Here is a 15,831-nt window from a genome sequence, read left to right as displayed (position 1 = left end):
GCGCATCCCGCCGCGCATGACTCCCCGCCCCACGAGCACGCGCGTCCGGCCCGCAGGGCATTCCGCACGCGGGCCGGACGTCGACGTGCGTATCAGTCGGCTCGCTCGAGCCCGTCGATCGCGGCGGCGAGCGCCGCGGCGAGCGCATCGATCGCCGCCTGGTCGGTTTCAGCGGCATCCACCAAGGTCTGCGCGTCTGCTCGTGCTTCGGTGTACCCAGCCCAGGAGTCGGGCGTCCATTCGGCTTGCGTCAGACCTTTCGTCTCGTCGAGGTAGAGGATGAGCGCGCTGCGATCCGCCGTGCTGGAGATCAGTTCGACCTCTGCCAGATTCGTGTTCCCCGACGTCGCCAACACGCGGACGGCGATGGTCGCCACGGGCACACTGAGGTCGATCCGGTTCCAGCCGTCGGTCGCACGGGTGACGCTCGCGAACGTCGTCCACGTCACGCCGCCGTCTGATGACCCCTGGAACTGGATCCCCTGAGCCCGAGATGCGAATGTGGCGCGAGGTGCGAAGCGCACGCCCTCGACGGTGAGCTGACGCCCGTCGGTGGGCACGACGCTCACCCAACCCGACGCGGAGGTCGTGTCGGTGAAGGTGGCGAGATCGCCGTCGAACATCGCCCAGCCGTTGGCGGCGGCGTCTCGCTTGCCGTCCCACGAGCGCGTGCTCGCCGTCACCCAGCTCGACGCGACGTCGAGCGTGTCGAAAGGCGGATCGCCGAGCAGGTCCCACGCCGCGTGCAGGCGCGCGACGAGCGCGACGGTGTCGGCGTCCGGATCCCCCGCCGCCGTGGTCACGGCGTCGAGCTCCCTCGCGAAGAGCACGACAGAGGCGCGTGAGGACCCCGACAGATCGGCGGCTCGCGCCTCGGCGAGCTGGTCCTCGAGCGTCACCTCCGTGCGCACGCCGTCGATGCGGAAGTCCGCCTGTGTCCAGATCCCGGGGTACGCGGGGTCGGTCGGCGCTCCGGGCTCGTCGATCTGCAGCCGGATGTAGCGGTAACGCAGGGCCCGCACCTCGTCCCGCACGTCGATGTACTCGACACCGGCGTCGCTGCCCTCGTTCGGATGCTCCGTGAGGAGAGTCCACGAGACGGCGTCGTTCGAGCCGTAGACGTTGGTACCCTCCGACCGATTGGCGAAGGTGTCACGCGCGAGCAGACCGAAACGATCCGCCTGCACGCGGTAACCCGCCCCGAAATCGAGCTCGACGGAGTTGTCACGGCGGTCCCCCCAGGTGGTCTGGTTGGAACCGTCCACGAGCGCGCGCAGCGTCGTCTGCGAGAGCTCGGGCGACGTCACCGTGAGCGAGTAGTCCAGCGTTCCATCGTCGAGTCGGGGATTGAGCAAGTCCAGTTGCGCCACCGCGAGCCGGAGGTCCTCGAGGAGCGCCGCGAACGTGGCAGCGTCGGCCGCGACACCCGCCCGCGCGGCCGATACGGCGGCCCCGACAGCCGCCCAGCTCACGCTCGTGTACTGCGCGGAGTCCTCCAGGCCCTCCAGCGTCCCCGCGATCGCCCCCTCGCGGTCCGCCGCCACCGTCACGGTGACCGACAGGGTCGTCGTCGCCTCTCCGTCGGCGGCGACCACGAGCAACTGCTCCTCGCCCGCAGACGCCGGAGTCCAGGTGAACACGCCATCGGCGCTGATGCTCGCTCCGCGCGGCGCGCCCTGCAGTGATAGCGCACGGTCGGAGTCGGCATCCGTCACGGTGATCGGCCGCGCGATCGACTCACCCGCGACCGCGACGAACGCGAGGTCTGGTCCGTCCGCGAAGACCGGCGGCGTAATGGTGCGGGCGGCGTCGGCGACGACGCCCCCGACATCGACCGGCGACTTCGAATCCAGCGCGCGCAGCAAGAGGATGTGCTGCCCGACGGGCTTGCCCGCCGCGACCGCCTGCCCGACATCCGCCCACACCGTGGTCCACTCTCCCTTCGTGTCGGGCAGGGCGATGGCCGAGAACGGCTCGGAGGTCTCGGTTGCGGAGGCCTGCAGTGTCGCCCGTCCCTGGGTGCGCACACGGATGCCGACGAGCGATGTCGCGCCCGTGCTCCACACCATGCGGCGGATGGCGACGACGGCGTCGCCGCGGTTCGGGTTGAGGCGTGCGATGTCCGCGCCGTCGTCGTCGGTCAGGAGTTTGGCGCCGCGCCCCACGGCGAACCCGTACTTCACAGGCGAGACCTCAGCCGACGAGGCCGGCAGCGGAACCTTCACGTCCTGTTCCGCCAGCTCCGAGGGGAACGCGAGCCACGACTCGGAGTCCGTGAAGTCGGAGCCGCGAGGGTTCCAGAAGTTCTCGATCGCGGACCCGTAGTAGTACAGAGGACCGTCGGACTGCTCGTGCAGCAGCGCCAGGTGAGGTGCCTCCGCTTCGACGTCGACGCCCTCAATGTACGTGTACTGGTAGTACAGGTCGCTCATGAGGTCGCGCAGGCGCCCTCGATAAGCCTGCGACAGCGTGCTCGCGCCCCCCGACGTGTCGACGAAGGGCGGCTCGCCCCCCATCATGAACTCCGCGAAGACATCGGCGCCCTTGAGGAGCCGATCGTCGAGGAAGCCGTACGGCGAGACCGCATCCTCAGCCGTGGAGACCGTGCCCGCGACGGGGTCGAGGCGCGTGCCCTGATTGTTGACGATGCGCGCGGCCGCGCTCAGCGTCGTGATGTCGCCCTCGGCATGCGCCTGATCCCGTGCCATCTCGAGGAGCTCGACGAAATCCTTTCCGTAGGGGTTCATCGGATCGTCGGCGTCGATCGACCGGATGAGCGAGGCGAGGCCCCCGTTGACATCTCCCCCGTTGATGATGTGCTCGCTCTCATAGGTCGAGTTCACCGAGAACCACTCGACGCGCTCGGCGTAGAGCTGCGCGTCGTCCAGGAAGATCGCCGCGGCGATCATGCCGAGCACCCCGTAAGTGTGCTGGTTCCACAGGCGATTCTGCGAGAACAGGAACGTCTCGAGCGTGGGGCGGACGAGGTTGTCCTCTGCTCGCTGCTGATCGCGCTCGGTCCAGCGCAGGTCGTAGCCGTCGAGCGTGTCGTTGGCGGGCTCGGTGGCACGGACGATCTCCGCCGCGGTCACGAAGTAGTACAGCGGAACGCCGGTGTGGATGTGGGCATCGGCGAAGTAGGCATAGGCGGCAGGGTCGAGGCTGCTCCAGGTGCGCAGCACGTGCAGGGCGTTGGCCCGGTACACCTCCTCGCCCGTCGCCGCATACATCACCGCCTGGGTGAGCGCACCGAGGCTGTCGTCGTGCGCGCGGGAGCGCATGGCGACCTCGTTGTAGGAGTTGTCCTTCGGCTGCTCGTCCGTCGCGCCTTGGTTCTGCGCGACGTAGGCGCGGGAGGCGTATTTGGTCTGGGCCATCGCCGCGTAGTAGCTCGTCCAGGGCTCGGCACCCGCCGCGAGCTGCTCCTGGACGTTCCGCAGCTGATCGGCCGTGACGCCGATCCCCGGATGCTGGAAGCCCTCCGGGCTGACTGATTCGACGATCTCAGGTGCCGCCGGCGCTTCGGCGGCAACGGCGCTCGTCGGTGCGGCGGTGAGCGCGGAAAGGCCGATCGCCGTGGCGACGAGAACGCCGATCCCTCTCCTTCCGCGGTTCGTGGTGGTGTGCTTCGGTGTACGCAGCATCGCGTCGTGCCCTTTCCTCGAGGTCCTTCGCTTGCGTCTTCGCTTGCGGAAGTCCACCTCAGTCGCGAAGTGGATAGCGTTTGCCATGCAGACTTTGCCACGTCCGGCAATCCTCGGCAAGCCTTTTCCGAGTTTCCGAGGTGACGGGCTGCGATGGCCGCACCGCCCTCACCCTCGGCCGGCGCTCGCGATGTGGTCCCCGTCGACGAGACGATCTCGCCGATGCCCCCGCCGTCTGCGCGGCGATCCGAGCCTCGGATCAGCGGCGCGACCACCGTCGCGGGGGCGCAGCCAGAACTCGGCGACCGTCAGCCGCCGAGTCCTCGCCGCAGCGCGACGAGCCCGTACTCGAAGGCGGCGTCCACGTCGCCGCCGAGCCGGAAGGCTCCCGCCAGCTCCATGTGGATGAACCCCGTCGCCCATGCGGTCACCATGCGGGCCGCGTCCAGCGCATGCTCCTCGCCGGCGATCACGGCGGCGCTGTCGACGATGGTGAGGCCTGCACGGGCGAGCAGCTCCGGCGGCGCCGCTGTGGCGAACATCAGGCGGAAGCCCTCGGGCCGGCTCTGTGCCAGGGCGCGGTACGCGCGGGCAAGCCCTTCGAGGGAGCGATCGGATGCCTCCAGCCGGGCCGTCAGGTCGTCCACCGTCGCCGCGGCCACCGCCTCGATGAGCGCGTCGCGATCGCGGACCCGCTTGTAGAGCGACGGCGCACGCACGCCCACGCGCTCCGCGACCCGCTGCATCGTGAGACCGGCAAGCCCAGACTCCTCGAGGAGATCGCGCCCGGCGGCGATGATCTCGGCGTACGACGTGCGCTCCGGCGTCGGCATGCGGCATCCTCCCGATGGCTATTGACATTAGCCATCATAGCTACGTATCGTAGCTATGCCAACCCCACGTCCCTCCCCCGAAGGATGCGCCATGAAGCTCGCTCCCCACCTGCACCGCATCGGCAACGACATCGTCGCCGCCTACCTCGTGATCACCGACGATGGCGTCACCGTCATCGATGCGGGCCTCCCCGGCCACTGGAAGGATCTCGCGCGCGAGCTCGACACGCTGGGCCTGACACTCGCCGACGTGAAGGGCATCATCCTCACCCATGGCGACAGCGACCACATCGGGTTCGCCGAGCGCCTGCGCCGCGACCACGGCGTACCCGTCTACGTGCACGAGGCGGATGCCGAGCGCGCCCGCACCGGCGAGAAGCCGAAGGTCGCTGCCGGGCCGATGAAGCTCGGCCCGACGGTGGGCTTCTTCGCCTACGCGCTGCGCAAGCGCGCCCTTCCGACGACGTATGTGTCGGAGGTGGTCGAGGTGCATGACGGCGACGTGCTCGACCTGCCGGGCTCGCCGGTCATCGTCGGAATGCCCGGCCACTCTCCCGGCAGCGTCGCGGTGCACGTGCCCTTCGTAGATGCGGTGTTCGTGGGCGACGCACTCACGACGCGCCACGTGCTCACCGGTCACGAGGGCATGCAGCCGGCGCCCTTCACGGATGACCCTGATGAGGCCTCGGCCTCGCTCGATCGCCTTGCGAGCATCTCGGCATCGTGGGTTCTTCCCGGGCACGGCGCGCCCTGGCAGGGTTCCCCGGCGGACGTCGCCGCCGCCGTCCGGCGCGGAGCGGCCTGAGCCGCCCCGCTCCGTGACGACCCGATCGGATCAGATCGGGCGCGCCGCCGCGAACAGGTTGGCCGGGTCGTACGCGAGCTTGAGCTGACGCAGGCGGGCCCACGCCGGCCCGAAGGCGAGGGCACGGTCGGCACCCGGCGCGTCGATGAAGGTCAGCGCGAGTGCGTCGGCGTGCCACGGCGCGAGAGCGGCGACCCCGGCGCGAACGGCCGCCGTGGCGGCGGGGCCCGCGTCGGGCTCGGGCACCATCGCGATCGAGTGCACCAGGTAGTGGCCGTCGAGCGACGCGATCGCGCCGCCCCCGGCCGGGCGCCGGTTCACGGCACCGCCGAGATGCCGCATCTCCTGCACGAAGATCCCCGGAGTCCCGCCCGCGCCGACGAACGCGTCCACGGCCTCCGCCGGGAACGAGTCGAGGATCGCGTGCCACGTCAGCGACGGGGTCGGCTCCGGCGGGTCCATGTGGACGCCGACGAGCGCGGGCGCGGGGATGCGGGCGAACGTGTCGATCTCGGGCCGCAGCGCGCGCAGCGGCGCGAGCAGAGCGGATGCCGCGGCATCCGTCTCGTCGATCGCCCCGTCGATCACGACCACCGACCGTCCCGACAGGAAGGGCGGAAGCTGCGGCAGCGGCGGGAAGTTCATGATCCGCAGTGCCGTGGTGGCGGTCTCCGGTGCGGAGCGCGTCCACTGCGCCCACGTGTGCGAGACCTCAGCGGCGCGCGCGGCGTCCCACAGCAGCATGCCGGCGAAGACATCGGCGACGGGCAGCAGGTCGATCTCGATGGCGACGACGACGCCGAACGATCCGGAGCCGCCGCGCAGCGCCCAGAACAGGTCGGGGTGCTCGTCCTCGTTCGCCCGGACCAGCGTGCCGTCGGCCGTCACGACCTCGATGGCGCGCACCGCATTGACGGCAAGGCCGTGCGCGCGGGCGTAGAACGACAGTCCACCGCTGAGCATGTATCCGACGACCGACACGTCGCCGGCGCTGCCGTGCAGCGCGGTGAGCTCGTGAGGCGCGGCCGCCTCGAGCACATCGTTCCAGAGCGAGCCGCCGAGCACGCGCGCCGTGCGGGCCTCGGGGTCGATCGCGACGCCGCGGACGCCCTTCAGTGAGACGAGCACGGTGTGCGAGAGATCCGTATCGGCCAGCGCCCCGGCCGCATGACCGGTCGACTGCGGCGCCACACGGAGCCCGGACAGGGTCGCGGCACGCACGACGTCGACGACGTCGTCGGCCGATTCGGGAAGGGCGACGGCGAACGGATGCTGCGCCACGGCGACATTCCACGGAGTCCGCGCGGCGTCGAAGCCGGCGTCACCCGGGAACAGCACGCGAGCGCCGAGCGCGGTGCGCAGTTCGCCGGCGGCGGCGCGGATCGCGGCACGGGGGACGTCGATGGCCAGGTCGTTGAGGGACATGGAGAGGATGCCTTTCGATGGAGCGTGCGCCACGGAGCGTCAGCACGACTCCGTCAGCGCGCCCGCGTCCGCCGCGGGCCACCCCACCAATGAGCAGACCCCGGGCTCCCAGATACATGGGACCGCGGAAGTCCTCAGCCGTCGAAGTCCTCGGGCTCGACCTCGTCGAGGAAGCGCTTGAACTCGTCGAGACGCTCCGACGCGTCGGTCTCGGTGAGCACGTCGGGAACACCGGCCTCGGCCAAGACGTCGTCCGCGACCCACATCGGCGCCGCCACACGCGAGGCGAGCGCGATGGCATCCGACGGCCGGGCATCGACGATGCGATCACCGAGCGGGGTGGAGATCGTGATCTCGGCGAAGAAGGTGCCGTCCTCGATGCGGGTGACCTCCACCCGCGTCGCCGACGCATCGAGCGCGGCGAGCATCAGGCCCATCAGATCGTGCGCGAGCGGGCGGGGCACCTCGGCGTTCTCGACCGCGACCAGGATCGAGGTCGCCTCGAGCTGCCCGATCCAGATCGGCAGGACGAGTCCGTCGCCGGGGATCTGATCCACCGGCTTGAGCAGCAGCACGTGCTGCCCCGAGGCGTCGAGGGCGACGCCCGCCACACGAACCTGAACCATGACGCGCCTCCTCTCGCCGCGGCATCCCACTGCCTCATCTTCCTTCCGGCCATCGTAGGCACGGCGTGCGCACCCGGGACAGGGGGGTGCGCACGCCGGAGCACGCGGGTTGCCTCACACGACGGGTACCGGGACGGTGCTCGTCGTCGCGGGCGCCGCCCCCCGCGGCGCACGTACGGCGGTGCCGGCCCGGTGGGCCGCCACGGCCGCCAGACCCATCACGACCAGGCCTGCACCCGAGATGGCCGCGCCGATCCAGACCGGCGCCGTGTAGCCGAGCCCCGCGCTGATCCCGACCCCGCCCGCCCACGCGCCGAGCGCGTTGCCGATGTTGAACGCGCCGATGTTCGCGCCCGATGCAAGAGTGGGGGCGCCATCGGCGTAGTGCATGACGCGACTCTGGAGACCTGGAACCGTGCCGAAGCCGAGCGCCCCCATCAGCACGAGCGCGACGATCGTGGCGACCTGCGACCCGGCGAGGAGCGCGAAGGTCATCAGCACCACGACCAGGGCGGCGATGAACGCGATCAGCGAAAGGTCGAGGCGGCGGTCGGCCAGCCGTCCCCCCAGCCAGTTGCCGGCGACGAGGCCGGCGCCGAACAGCACGAGCAGCCACGGCACGGCGCCCGCGGCGAATCCGCTCACCTCGGTGAGCGTGTACGTGATGTAGGTGAACGCGCCGAACATGCCGCCGAACGACAGCACCGTCACCGCGAGCGAGAGCCACACCTGGATCGAGCGGAACGCGCGCAGTTCGCGGCGGAGGCTGATGGCCTCGGGCGCGTCCTTCGCGGCGGGCACGAGTGCGGCGATGCCCACGAGCGCGAGGACGCCGATGCCGGCGATGACCCAGAAGGTCGAGCGCCACCCGAACTGCTGCCCGAGGAATGTGCCGAACGGGACGCCGAGCACGTTGGCGGCGGTCAGACCGGTGAACATGATCGCGATCGCTCCGGCGCGCTTCTCCGGTGCGACGAGACTCGCTGCGACGACCGACCCGATGCCGAAGAAGGCGCCGTGTGCGAGAGCGGCCAGAACGCGGCCGGTCATCGCGATGCCGTAGTCGGGCGCGAGTGCGGTCAGGACATTGCCGGCGATGAACAACACCACCAGGCCGAGCAGGACGGGCTTGCGCGGCAGCCTGATGGTGGCCGCGGTGAGCCCCAGGGCTCCTACGACCACGCCGAGGGCGTAACCGGAGATGAGCCACCCGGCGGCCGGCTCGGTGACGGCGAAGTCGCGCGCGACTTGGGGCAGCAGCCCCATGATGACGAACTCGGTGAGTCCGATGCCGAAGGCGCCCATGGCGAGCGCGATGAGGCCGAGAGGCATGAGGGTTCTCCTGTTACACTGGGCGATAGTTGCACACGCGGGATATTGCAGGTGCGGGATAAATAGTTGCACACGCGCACTATGTGGGCAAACAACCATGCAACTGCATCGATCGACGAGGAGGACTCATGGGCATCGCCGACGACGCGGTCGAGGTGCGCGCCCAGGGCTGGCGCACGCTCGCCGCCCTGCACGGGCTCATCGACGCCGAGCTCGAGCGCGCGCTCGCAGCATCCGTCGACCTCTCGGTGGTCGAGTACACCGTGCTCGACGCGCTGAGCCGCCAGGACGGCTGGCATATGCGGATGCAGCAGCTCGCACGCGCCACCGCCCTCAGCGCCAGTGCGACGACGCGCCTGGTGAACCGCCTCGAGGACCGGGCACTCATCGCCCGCGTCCTGTGCGCCGATGACCGGCGCGGAATCTACACCGAGCTCACCCCGGCAGGGCGCGAGCTCTACGAGCGTGCGCACCCCATCCACGACGAGACGCTCGCACGAGTGCTCGCAGAAGCGGCCCAGCAGCCCGAACTCGCCCCCGTGGTGGAAGTTCTCGCCGCACTGACGCCCGCCACCTCCTCCGCGCCGTAGCCGTCAGCGGCTTACGCGGCCCGAGGCGCGACGCGCCGGATGAAGTCTCGCAGCAGCAGGTTGACCTTGACCGGATCGCGCGCCTGAGGCAAGTGCCCGCCGCCGTCGATGACGACGAGGTCGCCCCCGGTCAGATCGGCGGCGATCGGACCGCGCAGCGGGTTCTGGCACATGTCGCGCGAACCCGTGATCACCAGCACGGGGCAGCGGACCGCCTCGCAGATCGCCCGGGATGACGCGATGTCGGCGGCGAGGTAGGTCGACGAGTACTCCAGGATCAGCATGTCGGCCCCCGACCCCATCGACCAGTCGACGCAGTCCTCCACCTGCTTCGTCGAATGCGGCTCGGGGAACATCTGCCCGAAGAAGAACTCCGACCAGTCGGCCCAGTCCTGCTTCCAGTAGTGGCGGTTCTGCTTCTGCCAGCCCTCATACCCGTCGCGCGGCTCGTCGTAGGGGAAGGCCACCCGATGCGGCAGTGGCTCGGTCAGCCGCAGGCCAGGGTTGATCGCACACGCGCCGAGCACCCGGTCGGGTCGCTGCCCGGCCATGATCAAGGAGTGCCCGGCGCCGGTGCACACCCCGACGAGCACCGCCTGCTCGGCCCCGATGGCATCCAGCACCCCCCACTGCCCAGCGATCAGCACCGGATCGTCCATCTGATCGGCCGACACCGGCGTGCCGCTCAGCCCGTTCCCCGGCGGGTCGCTGACCACCACACGGAAATACCGCGCCAGGAAGGGGATCTGCGCCTTCCATGCCCGACTGTGGACAATGACGTCGGGCATGAGCAGGTACACCGTCGGGGAACCGACGCCATACACCTCGTAGTGCACCGCGATACCCTCGCGGTCCACGACGCCGGTCGTCGTCGGCTGCAGCGCGCGCATCAGATCAGCTCCGCCAGCATCGCCGCGGCCCTCGCGGCACCGTCGGTCTCCACCGGCCGGTAACGCACTTCGCGCGCCACCTCCGCCACGAGGGCCTCCGCGAGCGTCTCGGGGTCGCACGCCTGGACGTACGGCACACAGCGTCCGGCACCGTAGCGGGCCAGCCGGTGACGCACGTGGAAGTTCTGCTCGAAGTGGTTCTCGAGCGGCACGTACAGAAACGGGCGGCCGGCCGCGGTGAGTTCCATGCACGTCGTGAGGCCGCCCTGCACGACGGCGACGTCGCAGGCGGCGAGCGTGAGGTACAGGTCCGGCACGAAGCCGCGCACCTTCGCGCCCTGTCTCCGCGGCAACGACGACGGATCGATCCGCGGGCCGGTCACCACGAGGAACCGCAGCGCCGGCAGCATCCGACGCGCGAGGGGCACGGCATCCATCACCCGATGCAGGAGGGCGTCGCCGACGCCGGAGCCGCCGACGGTCACGATGCAGAGCACGTCGTCGGGCGCGTACCCGAGTCGCGTCCGCACCCGGGCTCGCTCCTCGTCGCTCGGCGGCGTGAACCCGGTGACGTAGCCCGCGAAGTCGTAATGGGCCTCGGTCCACTCGCGGATGCCCGGCAATCCCGGCCCGAAGGACGCGTCCACCACGTCGTCGGGGACGCCCACGAAGATCGACCTGTCGCGCAGACGGCGGTATCGCGTCCGCTGCTCGAGCATCTCGGCGTTGTAGTCCGCGGTGAGCGCGGCCTCGGCATCCCCACCGCTCGGCATCGGCAGCCACCCCACGAAGTCGGTCATCCAGGCGAAAGCGAACCGCTTGAGCTCGGGATTCTCGTGGAGGAAGTAGTCGACGTCCCACGCCTCGTCGCCGATCACGAGGTCGTAGTACGTCTCGTCGACCACGTCGTTGAAGACCATGAAGTTGTTCACCAGGATCTCGTCCATCCGCCGGATCGCCTGGAAGGCGTGCAGATCGTGGTCGGCGGACTCGTCCTCGATGTGCGCCGATTCGTTGGCCAGGAAGGCGGATGCCGGGTGCACAGGTTCCCCGGCATCCGCGAGCACGCGGGTCACCGGATGCTGCGCCAGCCAGTCGATCTGCAGGTCGGGATGCAGCCGGCGCAGCTCCTGTGCGATCGCGACGTCGCGCCGCGCATGGCCCAGGCCGATCGGCGACGAGAGGAACAGCGCCCTCCGCGGGCGGCGCTGCGCCCGGACCCAGGTATGGCGGTTGCCCATGGCGGCCATCCCCCCAGTCTGCTCCTCTCGCCGCGCGCCGTCAGGGTCGCGCTTCGATGACCCGGTTGAACGGCGTCTCGGCGACGGTGCGGAACCCCGTGAACCCGGCCGCCGAGGTGACGTCGCGGATCCGCGCGGGTCCGGCCTGCGTGCCGAGCGCCAGTCCCACGTCCTGCGAGAGCGAGGACGGCGTGCACAGCAGCGTCGAGAAGCCGTAGTAGGCGCGGCCGACCGGGTTCAGGTTGTCTTCGACGTGGTCGCCGGCCATGGGCTCGACGATCATCCACGTGCCATCGTCGGCGATCGCGTCGCGCACCCGGCGCGCGGCCCCGACCGGATCGCCCATGTCGTGCAGGCAGTCGAACATCGTGACGAGGTCATACCCCCGGCCGCCGAGTTCCTGTGCCGAGGCGACTTCGAAGCGCACGTTCTCCACACCCGCCTCCGCAGCCCGGGCGCGGGCGACCTCGATCGACTCGGCGTGGTAGTCCGAGCCGACGAACGTCGAGTTCGGGAACGCCTGCGCGAGGAGGATCGTGGACGCCCCGTGCCCGCAACCGACGTCGGCGACGAGCGCGCCGCTCTCGAGCTTGTCCTTCACTCCGTCGAGCGCGGGGATCCACGAGTCCACGAGGTTGGCGTGATAGCTCGGACGGAAGAACCGCTCGCAGCCCACGTGGACGTCTGCACCGTGCTGGTGCCAGCCGTAGCCGGCGCCGCTGCGCGCGGCCTCGACGATGTGCTGCGTGTCGTGGACGGTTCCGAGTGCGATCTGGAAGAACCCGGGAAGGAAGGCCGCGCTGTCGGGGTCGGTCATCGCGACCGCGTGTTCGGCGGGCAGCGTGTAGCGCTTGCTCGCCGGGTCGTACGTGACGTAGCCGCCGGCGGCCTGGGCGTTCAGCCACTCACGTGCGTATGGCTCGGCCGTCTGCGTGCGCTCGGCGAGCTGCGCCGGCGTGCTCGGACCGTGGTCGGCGAGGTCCCGGTAGTAGCCGAGCTTGTCGCCCATCACGACGAGTGCGGCGTTGAGGGTCGCGCCGACTTCGTCGACGGCGCGGAAGACGAAGTTCATCAGCTTGTCGGTGTCGATCTGCGTGGGTGGGACGGTGAGAGACATCAGCGGCTCCTTCGGTCGGTGCTCCGCGGCGGAGATCCGCGGATGCCTCGAAGGTAGGCAGCCGCCCCTCGGCACCGCATCCGGGGACCCCCCTAGTCGCGGACGCGGTCGTAGACTCGGGCCATGCTGGTGGGTCGACAGGCCGAGCAGCAGGCGATCGATCGGCTCGGGGCTGCAGCGCGCCTGGGGACGAGCGGCGTGCTCGCCGTGCGCGGAGAAGCCGGCGTCGGCAAGACCGCGCTCCTCGAGGACGCCGTCTCGCGCCTCGACGGGACGCGCGTGCTGCGGGGCACCGGTCTGGAGTCGGAGCGCGAGATCCCGTTCGCCACGCTGCTGCAGCTGCTGCGGCCGGCGCTGGGCGCGCTCGACGGCATCCCGCCGATGCAGGCCGACGCCATGGCCGCGGCGCTCGCCCTCCCCGGCGCCTCGGGCCCGGCCGATGGGCGTGACCGGTTCACGATCGGCGCGGCCGTGCTGAGCCTGGTCTGCCGGTACGCCGAGGACGGACCGGTCGCTGTCGTGGTCGACGATCTGCACCTCGCCGACGAGCCGTCCGCGAATGCGCTCGTCTTCGCCGCGCGGCGACTCGCCGCCGACCCGGTGGTGATTCTGTTCGGGGTGCGGAGTCCGGACGGGGACGATCTCGTCGCCGACCTGCCGTCGCTCGCGTTGAACGGGGTGGATCTCGAGGCCGCCCGCACGATCCTCCACCACGCTCCCGGCGACGTGTCCGACGAGCAGGTGCGCCTGCTCCACCGCGCCACCGACGGCAATCCACTCGCGATGCTGGAGCTGCGCGCCGCCGACCTCGATGTGGTCGAGAGCATCGAGACCGGAATGCCCCTGCGGGTGCCTCGGGCGGTGATCGACGCGTTCGGCAGACGGCTCGCCAGATTGGATGCCGGCTGCCGTGCCGCACTGCTCGTGGCCGCGGTGTGCGGCGCCGACCTCCGTTTCGTCGCCGACGCGTGCGAGGCGTACGGCGTGGATGTGGCGGAGCTCGACGCGGCGGACGACCTCGGTCTGATCGCCGTGCGCGATGGGCGCATCGCATTCCGCCATCCGCTCCTGCGCGCCGCCGTGTACTCGGGGGCGTCCGCGCACGCGCGCCGGGCCGCGCACCGCGCCGCCGCCGACGCGGCACCGTCGGGAGACGTCGACCGCAGGGCATGGCACCTCTCGGAGGCGACTTCGCGCCCCGACGCGGCGATCGCCGACCTGCTGTCGGTGGCCGGCGACCACGCCGTCTCGCGCGCCGCCTACTCGGTGGCGTCGGGTGCGTTCGAGCGCGCGGCGCGGCTGACACCCGACGCGGACGCGCGGTCGGCGCGCCTGCTGAAGGCCGCTGATGCCGCATGGGAGGCGGGCGACGGCGAGCGCGCGGTCGCACTGCTCGACGGGCGCGCACGCGATGCCCCTCCGAACGCGGCCGGAAGCGCCCCCATCGACGGCATCCGCGAGACCGAGCTGCGCGCGTCGGTCGCCGCCCGCACCGGCTCGCTGCGGCAGGCCCTCGACATCCTGCTGCGTGCCGCCGACCACGCGACGTCGGCGGACGCCGCGACCGTCGCATTGGCGGACGCCGTGCACGCCACGTACTACCTCGGCGACGCACGGACCGCCTCGACTCTCGCCGACCGGATCGCCGACCTGCGGCCCGATGTGCGCACGACGCGGGCGCGGGCGCTCGGGCTCATGGCGTCGGGAATGGCGAAGACACTCGCCGGGCGGGGCGGCGCAGACGAGATCCGCGCTGCCGTTCCGCTTCTCGAGAGCGATCCAGAACTGGGACGGGACCCCCGCCGCCTCTCGTGGCTGATGCTCGCGCCGCTGTATCTGCGCGACGCCAGCAGCGGAGTGCGACTGCGCGCGCTCGTGGACGAGGTGCGGGGCGCCGCCGGGATCGGCGCGCTGCCCGCCCTGCTCTTCCATGTCGCGGTCGATCAGGCCACGACGGCGGCGTCGTGGGCCCGCGCAGAGGCGAACTTCACCGAGGCCATCCGTCTCGCGACCGACACGGGGCAGACCACCGAGCGGGCGATGTCGCTCGCGGGCTTGACACGACTCGATTCCCGCGCCGGGAAGGCCGACGCGTGTCGCACGCACGGCGAGGAGGCGCGCGCGCAATGCGCCGCCCGCGACATCCATGTGGGCGAGGCCTGGGTGGGCCACGCCCTCGGCGATCTCGAGCTCTCGCTGGGTCGACCCGACCTGGCGGCGGACCTCTTCGCGGAGCTGATCGCCCTGCTCGGACGCCTCGGGCTGGACGATGTCGACCTCTCCCCCGGGCCCGAGTACTGCGACGCGCTGGTGCGCGTGGGACGCCGAAGAGCGGCGTCGGCGATCGCCGCCGAGTACCGCGCCCGAGCGTCGGTGAAGGGGCAGCCGTGGGCTTGTGCCCGCGGCGAGCGCGCGATGGGGATCGCCGATGCGGACGCCGACTCCGACGCCTGGTTCGAGTCGGCGCTCGGCTGGCATGAGCAGACGCTCGACCGGTTCGAGGTGGCCCGCACCCGTCTTGCTTACGGCGAGCGCCTCCGCAGGACGGGACGACGGATCGACGCGCGGGTGCAGTTGCGCGCGGCATGCGAGGACTTCGCCGAGCTCGGCGCATCTGTGTGGCGCACCCGCGCGGCGGCCGAGCTCACCGCGACCGGCGAACACGTCCGTCCCACCGCGGGGAACGCGGTCGAGGACCTCACGCCGCAGGAACTCCAGGTCAGCCTGCTGCTCGCGGAGGGCCGCACGACCCGTGAGGCCGCGGCCGCGCTGTTCCTCAGCCCGAAGACCGTCGAATACCACTTGCGCAAGGCATACACGAAGCTCGGGATCGGCTCACGCGCCGAGCTGACGCAGGCGCTCGCTGAGGTGCATCGGGAGTGACCCGACGCGTCCATGGGCGCGCCGCTCAGCGTGGCGGAATGCCGGTGATCGCCGAGAGACCTTCGTTGACGCCGTAGCTTCTCGCGTCGATATCGGTCACGCCGACACCGCTCAGCCGCTCGCTGTGGAACGCGAGGTAGCGATCGGCGTCCTCCTTCGTCTCGAAGAGGTACGCGCCGCCGGCGATGCCCGTCTCGGCATCCTCGGTCCACACCTTGAACACCAGGCCCTTCTCACCCGCGATGTCGCGGGCGAGCTCGCCGAACGCCGCGACCGCCTCAGCGCCGAACGGCCCTGCCGAGGGGAACTCGAACACCAGGAGATGTGCCATGCTTCGTCCTTCCGTCTTTCCGGTTCTGGGGTTCAGGCAACCACGAGGCGCCGACAACTCTTCCGACGTGACGCCTCGTGACATGGCGAGGCATGAGGAACTGCATTCACCGGA

General features: G+C 70.8%; 12 protein-coding genes. 3 read left to right on the top strand and 9 right to left on the bottom strand.

The annotated features are described in order from the left end of the window. Positions 1–92: 92 nt before the first annotated feature. Together Q9R08_RS17335 and Q9R08_RS17330 are read right to left on the bottom strand one after the other, a co-directional pair. Positions 93–3,644 (bottom strand): Ig-like domain-containing protein, encoded by a 3,552-nt coding sequence (locus Q9R08_RS17335; protein ID WP_308869398.1) that lies wholly within the window; start codon positions 3,642–3,644, stop codon positions 93–95. Positions 3,645–3,952: 308 nt separating this feature from the next. Continuing rightward, a complete protein-coding gene (locus tag Q9R08_RS17330; protein ID WP_308869397.1) occupies positions 3,953–4,477 on the bottom strand; it encodes a TetR/AcrR family transcriptional regulator in 525 nt (174 codons plus the stop codon). Positions 4,478–4,568: 91 nt separating this feature from the next. Between Q9R08_RS17330 and Q9R08_RS17325 the strand changes: the two genes are divergently transcribed. Next, a complete protein-coding gene (locus Q9R08_RS17325; RefSeq protein WP_308869396.1) occupies positions 4,569–5,282 on the top strand; it encodes an MBL fold metallo-hydrolase in 714 nt (237 codons plus the stop codon). A 30-nt stretch (positions 5,283–5,312) separates the two neighbouring features. On the opposite strand, the gene Q9R08_RS17320 is transcribed toward Q9R08_RS17325, so the two are convergent. The 3 genes from Q9R08_RS17320 to Q9R08_RS17310 all read right to left on the bottom strand — a co-directional run bounded on the left by Q9R08_RS17320 (position 5,313) and on the right by Q9R08_RS17310 (position 8,665). Then, positions 5,313–6,707, bottom strand: coding sequence for an FAD-binding oxidoreductase (locus Q9R08_RS17320; protein WP_308869395.1), 1,395 nt, complete (start codon positions 6,705–6,707; stop codon positions 5,313–5,315). A gap of 134 nt (positions 6,708–6,841) precedes the next feature. Beyond that, positions 6,842–7,333, bottom strand: a complete 492-nt coding sequence (locus tag Q9R08_RS17315; protein WP_308869393.1) for a bifunctional nuclease family protein — start codon at positions 7,331–7,333, stop codon at positions 6,842–6,844. Positions 7,334–7,447: 114 nt separating this feature from the next. Further along, the gene (locus tag Q9R08_RS17310; RefSeq protein ID WP_308869391.1) at positions 7,448–8,665 is read right to left on the bottom strand and encodes an MFS transporter; all 1,218 of its coding nucleotides are present in this window, start codon (positions 8,663–8,665) and stop codon (positions 7,448–7,450) included. Positions 8,666–8,793: 128 nt separating this feature from the next. Between Q9R08_RS17310 and Q9R08_RS17305 the strand changes: the two genes are divergently transcribed. After that, on the top strand, positions 8,794–9,255 hold the full coding sequence (locus Q9R08_RS17305; protein ID WP_308869390.1) for a MarR family winged helix-turn-helix transcriptional regulator: 462 nt from the start codon (positions 8,794–8,796) through the stop codon (positions 9,253–9,255). Positions 9,256–9,266: 11 nt separating this feature from the next. Here Q9R08_RS17305 and Q9R08_RS17300 read toward each other — a convergent pair whose 3' ends face one another. From Q9R08_RS17300 to Q9R08_RS17290, 3 genes are read right to left on the bottom strand one after another with little or no spacing between them, the layout of a single operon-like run. Then, complete coding sequence (locus tag Q9R08_RS17300; RefSeq protein WP_308869388.1) at positions 9,267–10,145, bottom strand: alpha/beta fold hydrolase; 879 nt, start codon at positions 10,143–10,145, stop codon at positions 9,267–9,269. Continuing rightward, positions 10,145–11,395 (bottom strand): glycosyltransferase, encoded by a 1,251-nt coding sequence (locus Q9R08_RS17295; protein WP_308869387.1) that lies wholly within the window; start codon positions 11,393–11,395, stop codon positions 10,145–10,147. Before Q9R08_RS17295 ends, Q9R08_RS17300 begins: the two co-directional genes overlap by 1 nt. 31 nt (positions 11,396–11,426) lie before the next feature. Then, on the bottom strand, positions 11,427–12,503 hold the full coding sequence (locus Q9R08_RS17290; protein WP_308869386.1) for a class I SAM-dependent methyltransferase: 1,077 nt from the start codon (positions 12,501–12,503) through the stop codon (positions 11,427–11,429). A gap of 123 nt (positions 12,504–12,626) precedes the next feature. Here Q9R08_RS17290 and Q9R08_RS17285 point away from each other — a divergent pair, with 123 nt between their 5' ends. Further along, positions 12,627–15,386 carry a helix-turn-helix transcriptional regulator gene (locus Q9R08_RS17285; protein WP_308869385.1) on the top strand — a complete coding sequence of 920 codons (2,760 nt, stop codon included), beginning with the start codon at positions 12,627–12,629 and terminating at the stop codon, positions 15,384–15,386. Between the two features lie 25 nt (positions 15,387–15,411). Here Q9R08_RS17285 and Q9R08_RS17280 read toward each other — a convergent pair whose 3' ends face one another. Beyond that, positions 15,412–15,717 (bottom strand): monooxygenase, encoded by a 306-nt coding sequence (locus Q9R08_RS17280; RefSeq protein ID WP_308869384.1) that lies wholly within the window; start codon positions 15,715–15,717, stop codon positions 15,412–15,414. Positions 15,718–15,831 lie beyond the last annotated feature (114 nt).

This window comes from Microbacterium psychrotolerans (assembly GCF_031085295.1).
Lineage (GTDB): Bacteria > Actinomycetota > Actinomycetes > Actinomycetales > Microbacteriaceae > Microbacterium > Microbacterium psychrotolerans.
This window is presented reverse-complemented; position numbering and strand designations above follow the sequence as displayed.

Excerpts from the sequence above, each read along its gene's own strand:
- Q9R08_RS17335 (WP_308869398.1), bottom strand. The coding sequence starts at position 3,644 with ATGCTGCGTACACCGAAGCACACCACCACGAACCGCGGAAGGAGAGGG.
- Q9R08_RS17330 (WP_308869397.1), bottom strand. The coding sequence starts at position 4,477 with ATGCCGACGCCGGAGCGCACGTCGTACGCCGAGATCATCGCCGCCGGG.
- Q9R08_RS17325 (WP_308869396.1), top strand. The coding sequence starts at position 4,569 with ATGAAGCTCGCTCCCCACCTGCACCGCATCGGCAACGACATCGTCGCC.
- Q9R08_RS17320 (WP_308869395.1), bottom strand. The coding sequence starts at position 6,707 with ATGTCCCTCAACGACCTGGCCATCGACGTCCCCCGTGCCGCGATCCGC.
- Q9R08_RS17315 (WP_308869393.1), bottom strand. The coding sequence starts at position 7,333 with ATGGTTCAGGTTCGTGTGGCGGGCGTCGCCCTCGACGCCTCGGGGCAG.
- Q9R08_RS17310 (WP_308869391.1), bottom strand. The coding sequence starts at position 8,665 with ATGCCTCTCGGCCTCATCGCGCTCGCCATGGGCGCCTTCGGCATCGGA.
- Q9R08_RS17305 (WP_308869390.1), top strand. The coding sequence starts at position 8,794 with ATGGGCATCGCCGACGACGCGGTCGAGGTGCGCGCCCAGGGCTGGCGC.
- Q9R08_RS17300 (WP_308869388.1), bottom strand. The coding sequence starts at position 10,145 with ATGCGCGCGCTGCAGCCGACGACGACCGGCGTCGTGGACCGCGAGGGT.
- Q9R08_RS17295 (WP_308869387.1), bottom strand. The coding sequence starts at position 11,395 with ATGGCCGCCATGGGCAACCGCCATACCTGGGTCCGGGCGCAGCGCCGC.
- Q9R08_RS17290 (WP_308869386.1), bottom strand. The coding sequence starts at position 12,503 with ATGTCTCTCACCGTCCCACCCACGCAGATCGACACCGACAAGCTGATG.
- Q9R08_RS17285 (WP_308869385.1), top strand. The coding sequence starts at position 12,627 with ATGCTGGTGGGTCGACAGGCCGAGCAGCAGGCGATCGATCGGCTCGGG.
- Q9R08_RS17280 (WP_308869384.1), bottom strand. The coding sequence starts at position 15,717 with ATGGCACATCTCCTGGTGTTCGAGTTCCCCTCGGCAGGGCCGTTCGGC.